The 12,102-nt window shown below is 56.2% G+C and carries 7 protein-coding genes; 2 read left to right on the forward strand and 5 right to left on the reverse strand.

The genetic code is table 11. The annotated features are described in order from the left end of the window. The 4 genes from BM029_RS18120 to BM029_RS18135 form a co-directional block, all read right to left on the reverse strand. The coding region (locus BM029_RS18120; protein ID WP_170851131.1) for a transposase domain-containing protein at positions 1–265 on the reverse strand (265 nt) is incomplete at its 3' end. A gap of 230 nt (positions 266–495) precedes the next feature. Then, entirely contained in the window at positions 496–2,238 is a 1,743-nt protein-coding gene (locus BM029_RS18125) for an alkaline phosphatase family protein (RefSeq protein WP_092438398.1), read from the reverse strand. A gap of 413 nt (positions 2,239–2,651) precedes the next feature. Further along, complete coding sequence (locus tag BM029_RS18130) at positions 2,652–2,963, reverse strand: hypothetical protein (protein WP_244545117.1); 312 nt, start codon at positions 2,961–2,963, stop codon at positions 2,652–2,654. Positions 2,964–3,007: 44 nt separating this feature from the next. After that, a complete protein-coding gene (locus BM029_RS18135; RefSeq protein ID WP_014008389.1) occupies positions 3,008–3,466 on the reverse strand; it encodes an Lrp/AsnC ligand binding domain-containing protein in 459 nt (152 codons plus the stop codon). A 358-nt stretch (positions 3,467–3,824) separates the two neighbouring features. On the opposite strand from BM029_RS18135, the gene putA reads away from it, so the two are divergent. Beyond that, the gene (gene putA, locus BM029_RS18140) at positions 3,825–7,505 is read left to right on the forward strand and encodes a trifunctional transcriptional regulator/proline dehydrogenase/L-glutamate gamma-semialdehyde dehydrogenase (protein WP_092438402.1); all 3,681 of its coding nucleotides are present in this window, start codon (positions 3,825–3,827) and stop codon (positions 7,503–7,505) included. 131 nt (positions 7,506–7,636) lie between these two features. Here putA and BM029_RS26125 read toward each other — a convergent pair whose 3' ends face one another. Further along, the gene (locus tag BM029_RS26125; RefSeq protein WP_211482507.1) at positions 7,637–9,679 is read right to left on the reverse strand and encodes a DUF3300 domain-containing protein; all 2,043 of its coding nucleotides are present in this window, start codon (positions 9,677–9,679) and stop codon (positions 7,637–7,639) included. A gap of 303 nt (positions 9,680–9,982) precedes the next feature. Here BM029_RS26125 and BM029_RS18155 point away from each other — a divergent pair, with 303 nt between their 5' ends. Then, complete coding sequence (locus tag BM029_RS18155; RefSeq protein ID WP_092438404.1) at positions 9,983–12,016, forward strand: AsmA family protein; 2,034 nt, start codon at positions 9,983–9,985, stop codon at positions 12,014–12,016. Positions 12,017–12,102 lie beyond the last annotated feature (86 nt).

Consider the following 12,102-nt stretch of genomic DNA (forward strand, 5'->3'; position numbering starts at 1 on the left):
TATCCGTCACGCAGCTCTCGTTCATACCCGGTAACGCCAAGTCCAGCTCGGCCAGTACTTCCCGCACCGAACGGTGGCGATATAGTGCCAAGGCAATGACCAACCACACCACCTGTTGCGCAGGTAACCGGCGTTGCCGAATACTGGCTTTGCCCGTGTGGCTCAGCGCATCTTCTATCCATTCAAATGGCAAATGCTCGCCAAGGCGTCGCCAGTCGGGCGCGGGCAAGTCCGCTGTCGTTAGAGGAAGGGCATCGGAAAACATCGTGCCCGAAGGCTAACAGTTCCGCTTCGCGTTTACAACACCTTCCCGCAGGGTGGCTTCGGTCTTAACTTAACGGCATTAGGGTCAGAGTCGAATATTCCCCGACGCCAAGAGCATCGCCGACTTACAACCCTCCGTAGGCCTGCAACCCGGCATCAGATTCCAGTATTGTTCAGGTAGGTCGCAGGGACACTGGTTGGGCGTTTCAGCCCAACCTATAAAATCATCGATCAATGCAAATCCGGCAAAGCCTTAGTACGCTCAATCTGAACAGCCCGCAATTCCCTCGGATCCAGCGCCAGCAACGAGAGAATTGTCGGCGCAATCTGCGTAGTCTCGACATGATCATCATTTGACTGGTGTGCGATACCAGCACCCCATACTACGATCGGCACATGTCTATCCTGCTGCGCATTGCCGCCGTGCTCGGCAATCTTGGACAACTTGCCACCGGCCCAGACGACTCCTTGCTGCGCGATGCCGACTACATCGGGAACGCGTTCATCTCCACGTTTGGTACCGAACAAATCTTCAGCCTCTTCATCCGCATAGATTTTTGTGACGCCGGCTTGCGTGAATGGTTTGGAGACGGCGTTACCCAAAGTATCCGAGCCGACGCCGGTTCCCGAATAACCAAGCAGGAATTTCTTTGCAAAGTGCGTTGCTTTGGTCGAGCGGTCGGTGAGCCACATCAGAATGCCGTCGTCATCAATTGCATGGGCAACCAAATGGGTTTGGGCAGGGTCTTTGCAGCTTGCGCTATTGTTTTCCCATGCGCAGTTCAATGCGTCAATCATGTCGCCATCATTGACTATCGTCAGTGCCGTGCGGTTCTGTGGCGACTGGCCATGTTTTGCGGAGAGAATTACTACCGTGTTTTTGAGATCATGCGTGAGATCAAGCGCGCTGACCATCGTCTTGAGCTGGTCATCCACAAACGTTAATGCACTTTGCAATACCGGCCCTGGTACCGCGCCATTCAAGGTGTAACCGCCCAAGCCATTGGTCATGATGGTGTTGGGGTCGCTCGGGTCTGTGTAGTAGCCTGATTTGTTGAGTTTCTGCGCGGTGGAGACAGCCTGGAAGTTCATGCCGTAAATTGCTGGCGTACCCAATGCGTTATTGCCAGCATGGTCGAAACCTTTGATCCAATTCACGACCGCCTTTACTTTGAAGGCATCATATTTTTGCGTGTTGGTGTTGTCTTTGGTCCAGTCGTCACCGACACCCGCGGGTGCAGAAGGATCAGTGACTGAACTGTTGATTTCAGGTGCGAACAAGTCATCAATTCCCTTCCCGGATGGGCCGTTGAGAATTTCATACGCTGCGTGCTTGTCCGACCACGCTGTACGTAAATGATGCTGCTTCGCCACTTCAAAAATCGTATTCACTTGAAGATACTGGTGTGGATAGACTGGCAAACATGTTTTTGGATCTACTGGTAATGTTTTTGGATCTATCAAATCTTGTGCATGGCCAGTCAACTGAGAAATTTTTGTAAAGTCCGCATATAACCCGGGAATCTGTTGGCCACTGTCTAAGCGGTTCATGTCTTTTGCGTCAACTTCAGCATAGTAAACTTCCGCCCCCGGTTTCGCTCCTGCACAACTGGTCGTTCCCGCCGGCAGCAGCCCTCGGCTGTAGGCGTCATCGTAATAAATACCCGTGGTTTTCGGATTGCCGCCAGTGACTTGTCCGACCATGCCTGGAAATGAATCCGAAGGAAAAGGGGTTCTGGCGTTGGTGTAGTTCGCGCCTTCACGCACCATGCGTGCGATTGTGGAGTGCGGATACGCGGTAACGAACCAGTCAAGATCTGCCTGATGCAGGCCGTCGACTGAAATAAGCAGGACATGCCTGGCTGGTTTAGCTTGCTGTTTCTCAGCCTCCCTCTCATCAGCATGACTAAACGTCGTTGCACAAGCGAGCAAAGATAGCAGCGCCGCCAAAGTGAATTTTTTCGGGATTCGCATGGTTCTCTTCCTATAGTGAAATAGTGAAATAGAGACGTGAATTGGTAATGCAGACATCCAGCATAAGGTTCATATATGACCGGATAATTACGTACGGCAATATTTTTGTTTTGTAGGAACACTGCGTGTTCTCGCGGAGAAGATTACTAAAATGAGGGAGTTGTTTCGCGTGTTGTTCAGGAGGGAGCCGACGTGTCATGCTTAGAAAAATGACACCCAGTGTCCTAGTGCCGTTCAGTTAGGGGCAGAACGGCATGAAGTAGGGTGGGCAGATTTTCTGCCCGCGCTGAATGCGATCCTCGAGTAATCGATGTTCCGCGTGGGCACGGGTGCCCACCCTACCAGTTCCTGCAAATAAAAATGCCGTCCAGTCTTACCTGAACGGCATTACGCACTGTGTCCGGTGTGTCGCCTCAGCCCCGCCGCACCCACGTCACCTTACCTGCAGTAATCCCCAGCGTGCGCCGGGCTTCCTGGTAATCCATCGTTCCGGCGAATTGCTCGCCATCGCGCTCACCGATGCGCCAGACGCAGCCGGACAACATGGCGACGGCATCCTGTTCGGTCTTGCCTACCACCGCACTATCTTCCTGTTTGTCTGCCGCACACCCCGACGGCGAGTTGCTCGCATGCGTTTCGGTTTGTGGGGTTGGCGCTGGCTCATCCATAGGGGCGCATCCTTGCAGCGCAGCGAAACATGCGGCGGCCAATATAAGTCGATTCATGGTCATTTTCCGTAATCACAATTCAGTGAATTATCCGCAATGTATCAGCGTATCGGCAGCTTGGTAGTGTGCTTGACCTCTTCCATCACTGCATAAGTGTGCGTCTCGCGCACGCCTTTGAGCTGCAACAGCGATTTGCCGAGAAACTCGCGGTAGGCGTTCATGTCCTTGACGCGCGCCTTGACCAGGTAATCGAAGCCGCCGGCCACCATGTGGCATTCCAGCACTTCCGGGATGATTTGCACGCTTTGGCTGAATGCTTCGAATACTTCCGGCGTGGTGCGGTCCAGCACCACCTCGATAAACACCAATAACGCCACGTCCAGCAGCTGCGGATTGAGCTGGGCGGTGTAGTGCAAAATATAGCCGGCCTCCTGCAATTTGCGCACGCGCTCCAGGCAGGCGGCGGGCGACAAATTGACGCGGGCCGAGAGGTCGACATTGCTGATACGACCATCATTTTGCAATTCGGCCAGGATTTTCTTACTTATCTTGTCTAGCATGGGCTGTTTTCTGAAAAATTTTATTCGGTTAAATTTTCTCACCAATAACAAAATTTTGATAGCGGCCATTATTACCAGAATTAATCCATGCCGATGCCGCCTACAATCGAACAACTTAGATTTCTACCGAAACTAAAACAACAATGCCAGCGAGCAAATCTGCGGCTGGACGATGGTGTTGCAATTCCTGCAATATAACTGCGGGCAAAGTCAGCATTGTCGCCCGACAGCGGGTTGCTTACGGCTTGTGGGAGCAACCACAAGTTGACACCTGAATATTCTTACCGAGACCGAGACAATCGCCATGCCGCCGCTACCGCCGTCATCCCAGCCATCCAGCAACACTCCTTCCGCCACCATGTTCAGCACTCCATTCACCGCGTTCCACCACGAAGTCATGACCGATCCGACGCCATTGCGCGCCGCCATCACCGCTGCTTACCGGCGCGATGAAACGCTGGCCGTGCAATGGCTGCTGGCGCAGGTGCAGACCAGCGCCGGCTCGCATGCTGCCAGCCAGACGCTGGCGCGCAAGCTGGTGCAAGCGGTGCGGGAAAAGCGCACACGCGCTTCCGGCGTCGACGCTTTGATGCATGAATTCTCGCTGTCGTCGGAAGAAGGCGTGGCGCTGATGTGCCTGGCGGAGGCGCTGTTGCGGATTCCGGATCACCAGACTGCCGATCGCCTGATCGCCGACAAGATCAGCAAGGGTGACTGGCGCAGCCATCTGGGAGAATCGCCGTCGATGTTCGTCAACGCGGCCACCTGGGGCTTGCTGATTACCGGCAAGCTGGTGGCCACCAATAGCGAGCGTGGGCTGGGCTCGGCGCTGACTAAATTGATCGGCCGCGGTGGTGAACCGCTGATCCGCAAGGGTGTCGACGTTGCCATGCGCATGTTGGGCAATCAATTCGTCACCGGCCAGACCATCGCTGAAGCACTCGACAACAGCCGCGACAATGAAAAGCGCGGCTATCGTTATTCCTACGATATGTTGGGCGAAGCGGCTTTGACGGAAGAAGATGCGGCCGCCTATTACCGCTCGTATGAAGATGCGATCCATGCCATCGGCAAGGCTTCGGCCGGGCGCGGCATCAAGCAGGGGCCGGGGATCTCGGTCAAATTGTCGGCGTTGCACCCGCGTTATTCGCGCGCGCAACGGCAACGTACGATGGAAGAATTGCTGCCGCGTTTAAAACAATTGCTGCTGCTGGCTAAACAGTACGACATCGGTTTGAATATCGACGCTGAAGAAGCCGATCGCCTGGAATTGTCGCTGGATTTGATGGAAGCACTGGCGTTCGATCCTGATCTGGCCGGTTTCGACGGCATCGGTTTTGTGGTGCAGGGTTATCAGAAGCGTTGTCCTTTCGTGATCGATTATCTGGTCGACCTGGCGCATCGCAGCGGCCGTAAATTCATGGTGCGGCTGGTCAAGGGTGCTTATTGGGATTCTGAAATCAAACGCGCGCAGGTCGACGGCTTGTCCGGTTTTCCGGTATATACCCGCAAGGTGTACACCGATGTTTCGTATCTGACCTGTGCACAAAAATTGCTGGCGGCGACCGATGTCATTTACCCGCAATTTGCTACGCATAATGCGCATACGCTGGCTACCATCTACAGCTGGGCGCAAGAAAAAAATATAACCGATTATGAATTCCAATGCCTGCACGGCATGGGTGAAACCTTGTACGACCAGGTGGTCGGCAAGGACATGCTGGACAAGCCTTGCCGGATCTACGCGCCGGTCGGTTCGCATCAGACTTTGCTGGCTTACCTGGTGCGGCGCTTGCTCGAAAACGGCGCCAATTCTTCTTTCGTGAACCAGATCGTCGATGAGAATGTTTCGATTGATTCGCTGATTGCCGATCCGCTGCAAGCCGCACGGGAACTGGGCGGAGAGCCGCATCCGCAAATTGCATTGCCGTTGGCGATGTACGGCGCGGAACGCAAGAATTCGGCCGGCCTGGACTTGAGCAACGAAGAAGTACTGCGTCAGATCGAAAGCGCTTTCGGCGTATTCGGCAAGCAGCAATGGCATGTCGCGCCGATGTTGGCCGAACCGCAAACCTTCAACCAGGCTGCGCGTCCGGTATTGAATCCGGCCGACCAGCGTGACGTGGTCGGCAGCGTGATCGAAGCCAGCGTAGCCGATGTGGATAAAGCTTTGCACGCCGCCAGCGTCTACGCCATGGATTGGCAAACCCTGCCGCCGGCGGAACGGTCCGACAAACTGGATCGCGCCGCAGCATTGTTCGAAGATAATCAGCTGGAATTGATCGCCTTGGCGATCCGCGAGGCAGGAAAATCGCTGCCCAACGCTATTGCTGAAGTACGCGAAGCGGTCGATTTCTTGCGCTACTACTCGGCACAGGTCCGGCATGCGCAGAATGCGCTGGCGCTGGGGCCGGTGGTGTGTATCAGCCCGTGGAATTTCCCGTTGGCGATTTTCATCGGCGAAGTCAGCGCTGCGCTGGCCGCCGGTAACGTGGTGTTGGCCAAGCCGGCCGAACAGACGCCGCTGATCGCCGCGCGCGCAGTACAACTGATGCATGAAGCCGGCGTGCCGCACGCAGCCCTGCAATTCTTGCCGGGCCAGGGTGACACCGTCGGCGCTACACTTACCGCCGATTCACGCGTCAAGGGAGTGATTTTTACCGGCTCGACCGAGGTTGCGCAAATCATCAATCGCACCTTGGCCAAACGTTCGCAGGCGGAATCGGTCGACTTGCCGTTGATCGCCGAAACCGGCGGCCAGAATGCCTTGATCGTCGACTCCAGCGCGTTGCCGGAGCAAGTAGTGCAGGACGTGCTGAGTTCGGCTTTCGATAGCGCCGGCCAGCGCTGTTCTGCTTTGCGCGTACTGTGCCTGCAAAACGATATCGCTGATCGCACCTTGCATATGCTGAAGGGCGCCATGCAGGAGCTGCGGATTGGTAATCCCGATCGTTTGAGTACTGATATCGGGCCGGTGATCGATGCCGATGCGCAGGGCCAGTTGTTGGCCCATATCGAAAAGATGCGCACCACGGCGAAAGATTTCTATCAGTTGCCGCTGCCGGCTGAACAAAGCAACGGCACTTTCGTGGCGCCTACGCTGATCGAAATCGGTTCCATGTCTGAGTTGAAGCGCGAAGTATTCGGCCCGGTATTGCATGTGCTGCGTTATGCGCGCAACGACCTGCCGCAACTGATCGACGCCATCAACGGCAGCGGTTACGGCCTTACCCTGGGCATCCATTCGCGCATCGACGAAACCATCGATTTCATCGTCGCTCACGCGCACGTCGGCAATATCTACGTCAACCGCAATATCGTCGGCGCGGTAGTCGGCGTGCAGCCGTTCGGCGGCGAAGGAAAATCCGGCACAGGGCCGAAGGCCGGCGGTCCTTTGTATCTGAAACGCCTGCAACGTAATTCTGCAGTTTCGTTGGGTGCGCACACGATTCACGCACCGAATGCCGACGCCTCGATCGCAACACCGGTGCTGCAAGCCTTGCTGAGCTGGGCCCGGACCCACGGCCATCAACGCATCGCTGCGCTGGGCGAGGAATACATGCATGCCAGCTGGCTCGGTACTTCGCTGGTGCTGCCCGGTCCGACCGGTGAGCGCAATAGCTTGTCGTTCGCACCACGCGGCGCGATTCTGTGCAGTGCGGATAACGTCGGCGCCATGTTGAATCAACTGGCGGCGGTTTTCGCTACCGGCAATTTACCGGTGGTCGAAACGACTTCGTCTGCGATGATTCCGGAAGGTTTGCCACGTGCGGTGCGTTCTGCGATCCGGGTGGTCGAGAAACTCGCCGGCGACGACCATGCCACACGTCTGCAACTGGCTCTGGTTGACGGCGCAGGCACCGCGCGCCTGCGTCCTTTGTTGACTGCGCTCGGGGAACAAAGCGGGGCATTGGTGCCTTTGCTGGAAACTTCTGAATACGCCTCGATTCCATTGTGGCGTTTGCTGGCCGAACGCGCTGTTTGCGTCAATACCACCGCTGCCGGCGGTAACGCCAGCCTGATGACTTTGCAGGCTTAGGCTAATAGAAATCGAATAGCGACAGGTGAAAACAAGAAGGCTGGCTGAACCATGTGTTCAGCCAGCCTTTTTTTGAACAGCAGCTTAAGGCTAACTGTTTCGGCCGTCCCGATTACATTTTCTCAGCGCGCTTATTTGTGATCGTCTTCCTTCTTTTGCAGATGGATGCCGCCATTGTTATGCGGCTGCTCGTGATTTTGCTGCGGCTGAGCTTGTGGCCGTGGTTGCATTTGCGGCTGTGCCTGAGGTTGTGGCCGTGGTTGCATTTGCGGCTGTGCCTGAGGTTGTGGTCGTGGTTGCATTTGCGGCTGTGCCTGAGGTTGTGGTCGTGGTTGCATTTGCGGCTGTACCTGAGGTTGTGGCTGCGGCCGCACTTGTATTTGCGGTTGAGGCTGAGGCTGTGGCCGCGGTTCCGGACGGTTGAATACCTGAGGAGCAGGATTTGCCGGCGGCCGATTCATTTCCTGATGAAATTGCTGGCCACCATTAGGCCGGTTCTGGAACTGTTCCGGCTGCCGATTCTGCACATTCTGCGGTGGCTGAACTGGCTGTGGTTGTGGCTGCGGCCGTGTCATCTCCGGCGCGACAGGGCGGTTGATGTTCGGCCTTTGCATATTGCCGCCGAAAGGATGCTGGTTCAGGTTCGCGGGCTTTTGCGCTTCCACATTCCTGGGCGGAGCCGGGTGCAGGTTCTGCGCGTTTTGCTGTAGCTGATTCGGCATCGGTCTTGCATTCTGCCCAGGCTGGCCGAACGCCGGATGTCCCTGTTCGCCGGCTTGCGGCTGATTTGGCGCCGGCCGGACAAATCCCGGGCGCGCCAACTGATTCAGATTCGGTGCGCCACCTACACCATTTGCACCTGGCGGAACCTTGCCGAAATTGGGCTTGGTCATGTGGTTGAAATCCGGCTGCGGATGATTCGGCCGGGCATTACCGGCAAGCGGCGCGGCATTCTGATTCGCCTGCGGCTGTGCAGGATTTCCCTGCGCACCGAAGTTAGGCCGGGCTGCATTGAAATTGGGAGCGCCACCGCCTGGCTGGCCAGGGCGCCCGCCATTGGCTAACGCGGGATTGTTGGCAGGGCCGCCAAAATTATTGCGGTTGTTGTTATTGTTGTTGAAGCGGTTGTTATTGTTGTTGTTACTATTGTTATTGATCACCGTATTGTTATTCGTAACGTTATTGGTAACGCGGTTGACGATCGTGGTCGAACGCGACACATAGGTATTGTCGTTATACACAACCGCAGGGCGATGCCAGTTGCCGCCATTCCAGTTGCCACCGCCACCGCCGCCACCAGGACGACCGCCCCAATGCACGCCCCAGGAATTCCAACCCCAGTCGTGATGGCTGATAACGCTGCCCACTACAATCCCCAACCCGAAAGTAAGCACCCCGGCAGTCACAATTTCGCCAGGCGGATAATACACAGGGGCGGGTTCGTAGGAGTAGCCGGGATAAACCGGCAGCGGCTCGCCGTAGACCACTCCTGGATCGTAGGCGGGTACATACACTACGTCCGGTTCGGCCGGTTCAATCACGATGGTTTCCGGCGGCGGTTGCACCATTACCGGGCCGTCGTAGATCGGTGGCTCACCGGGCGCTTGCGCGTAATCGTAAGCTGGCGCCGGCTCGGCGCGCGGCCTCACCGCAATCCGCTGTTGTCTTGTGTTTTTCAGGTTGCCGCTGCTGGCGGCGCGCTGACGCATGACCTGAATCGCGTTCATGACATCGACAGGATCGTTGACATAGGCGTCGCCGAGAGCCGAGGTCCAGGGAATATTGCGGGCCATCTGGTCGAGCACGCTAGGGAACTGGGTCAAGCCTTTTACGCTGACATCCCAGGGTTGTTGATTGGCGGCGTCCTGCAATTGGCTGCCTTTCAGATTCTTGTTCTGCGCCAGCCAGTTGTCTGCAGCCGTCACCTGGTCGGGATAGCTGGATGCTGCCAGTACTTGCGCCACCAGTTTGTCAGGAAACAAGGCGATCGGGCCGACCAGCTGGTATAGCTGATCGGCGGTTGGCGGGACATACGCGGGGGCCGCCTGTGCTTGGGGCACTTGCGGCGCCGTCGCGGCGGGCGTGGTGTCGGCTTTTTTATCGCAGCCCGCGAGCGGCAACATTGCCACACACACGCTCAGCATCAGCGCCAATGGGGTTTTATTGTTTTGCATTTTTTCTCCCGACAGCAAGATATGGATTAGATCGAGGATCGTAGTTACAAGCTAGCACGGCAGATTGTCTATGCAACAAGGGGTTACAAACTCTTGCAAGTCTCACACTCTATATTCACACTCGGCAAACGGCCGGTCTGAATCTGCCCGTATCTTCATTTAACGTTCCCTCATCAGGTCTCGATGACACGCACGATGGCATACAATCATTTATCAAATTCAACATTGCAAAAATAGCAACCTAGATACTGCCGGGACACTTGTCAAATTGAACCTTTTCATCATGATTCAGATCACAAATCTATGACTACCCCTAAATTTCGACCCGCGCGGCTACTTTTATGGTCGATCGCGGCGTTGATCGGTTTGATCGCGCTATGTACAGCATTACTGCTTACCTTTGACTGGAACCGTGCCAAGCCATGGCTCAACGAGCGCGTCAGCAAGGCTACCGGACGCAATTTTGCAATTCGCGGCGATCTGTCGCTGACCTGGGAAAAATCGCAAACCGACCAGGATAGCTGGCGTCGCTGGGTGCCCTGGCCGCGTCTTAGCGCCAAGGACATCGTGCTCGACAATCCGGATTGGGCCAGGACAGGCCCGCATATGGCAGAGATCGGCCAGCTAACGTTTTCATTAAGTCCCTTGCCTCTGCTGGCCCACAATATCGTATTGCCTTCGCTGGAGCTGAACGCACCGAACATTGCATTGGAGCGCAAACCGGATGGCGACAATAACTGGACGTTCAAATCGAGCGGACCGTCTGCCTGGCAGCTGGAACTGAAAAAACTGGTGCTGGCCAAGGGCACGGTGAGATTGCTGGATCCGGTCAGCAAGATAGACATCAAGGCCGATATCGACAGCTTGCCGGTGACCAGTCCGGAAGGCTATGGTATCGGCTGGAAAGTTGGCGGCACGTTTAATAAAGCCGCTGTCAGCGGCGAGGGCAAGGCCGGCGCAGTGTTGTCCTTGCAAAATTCCAGCACGCCGTATCCGCTGCAAGCCAGCGTCCATGTCGGCAAGACCGCGATTGCCATACAGGGAACCCTGACCAAACCGAGCGACCTGGCGGCGCTTGACCTGCGTCTGAAATTGTCTGGCGCCAGCATGTCGAACCTGTATCCGTTGACCGGTATCGTGCTGCCGGCAACCCCGCCATTTGCCACCGAAGGGCGGCTGATCGGCAAGATCAACCGTACCGGCGGCGACTGGACCTACGATAAATTCAGCGGCCGTGTCGGCTCCAGCGATTTGTCCGGGACGCTTGAATATATCGCGCAGAAACCGCGACCATTGTTAAAAGGCGCATTGCTGTCCAACCAGCTCAGACTGCAGGATCTGGCGCCGTTGATCGGCGCTGACTCGAATGCCAGCAAGGCCAATCGTGGCGACGGCGTGGCCCAGCCAGGTAATAAGGTGCTACCTGTCGAGCAGTTCGACACCACGCGCTGGGGCAGCATCGATGCCGATGTGAAATTCACCGGTCGCAAAATTATCCGCGACAAGGAGCTGCCGATCCAGGATCTGGTGGCGGACCTGCATTTGAAAGATAGCGTGCTGTCATTGACGCCTTTGAATTTCGGCGTGGCGGGCGGTAATCTGATTTCCAACATCAAGCTTGATGGCAGCAATAAACAGATCAAGGCTGAGATGAAGATCTCGGCGCGACATCTGAAAATCAAGCAACTATTCCCGACATTGGAATCGGCCCAGGCCAGCCTGGGTGAAATAAACGGCGATGCTTCGCTATCGGCTGTCGGCAATTCCGTCGCCAGCATGCTGGGCAGCGCGAACGGCGAACTGAAAACACTCATCAATCAAGGCTCCATCAGCAAGTTCGTGCTGGAAGCGGCTGGCCTGAACATCGGCAATGTAGTTATTTCCAAGCTGTTCGGCGATAAGCAGGTCAAGGTGAATTGCCTGGCCAGCGATTTTGCGGTGACCAATGGCGTCATGGACGCCCGCACCTTCGTGATGGATACCGACGATGCGATCATCAACGTCGATGGCAAGATCAATCTGGCTCAGGAGTCGCTGGCCCTGATCATTCATCCTAAATCCAAGGGGCTGCGGATTTTCACGCTGAGAACGCCGATATACGTCACAGGCAGCTTCAAGAACCCTGATGTAGGGGTGGACAAGGGTGTATTGGCCTTGAAGGCTGGCGGCGCGATTGCGCTTGCCGTGCTGGCGCCGGTGACGGCTGTGCTGCCGTTGATTAACATCAGCCCGGATCAGCAGAGCGATTGCGCCGGTTTGCTGGCCGAAGCCAGGCAGAAGCCGGTAGCGCCGCCGCCCGGCAAGACTTTGCAGCAAAAGAGAGCTAAAGCGCACTAGGCGCATTTCCTCGCCCGAAGCGGCCGGGTAGGGTGGGACACTGGTGCCCACGCGTGAATTCACGCCACGTACATACCTATTTCTTT

The organism is Collimonas sp. OK607 (assembly GCF_900111995.1).
Taxonomy (GTDB): domain Bacteria; phylum Pseudomonadota; class Gammaproteobacteria; order Burkholderiales; family Burkholderiaceae_D; genus Collimonas.